Consider the following 606-nt stretch of genomic DNA (forward strand, 5'->3'; position numbering starts at 1 on the left):
CAGTTCGTGCAGACGCTCGGTTAGGTCAAGATCGACTTCAACCAAGGCATCGAGCGCTTGATAGACTTGGTCTTTTTTATTCGCTTCTAACAGGTCATAAATATGGGTTACGTTAGCAACCGCAATCGTGCTGGTGTTTTGAACTTGAGTGCGAGTGAGCTGTTCTAACTCTTCACTCAGCAGGCGCATTTCTTCAACACGAGTATCAATTTCTTTCGCGAGCCACAACTTTCTTTCAACCGTGACACCAAGCTCTGCGAGGTTATTGATCACATTCTGAACATTGCTTTCAAGTGCATCGAGCAGTTTTGAATCAAACGACTCACCGCCTAGCTCTTTAATGTGCGTCAACAGCGATTCAAGTTGTTCGAACAACACTCGCCCGGCTTTTTTCCTCTCTTGCTCATTTTGCGCATTAGAGAGCATTTGCACCGATGAAATGATTCGAGTACTCAATTCCGAGACTTGTCGCGCTTCTATCATGGCGGGGATCGCGGCATCTACCACGTTCCTTTCTGTTTTTGCCACCAGCGAAAAGCCGGATACGCCAATCAATGCTGATAACATGACCAGCATTGCCATCGCGATGAATGACAACAGAAGTTT

1 pseudogene is annotated in these 606 nt (G+C 46.4%); it reads right to left on the bottom strand.

The features are described from left to right. Positions 1–606, bottom strand: a pseudogene (locus R7Z77_RS26770) (TMAO reductase system sensor histidine kinase/response regulator TorS); the annotation flags it as partial.

The organism is Vibrio sp. 1401 (genome assembly GCF_033340295.1).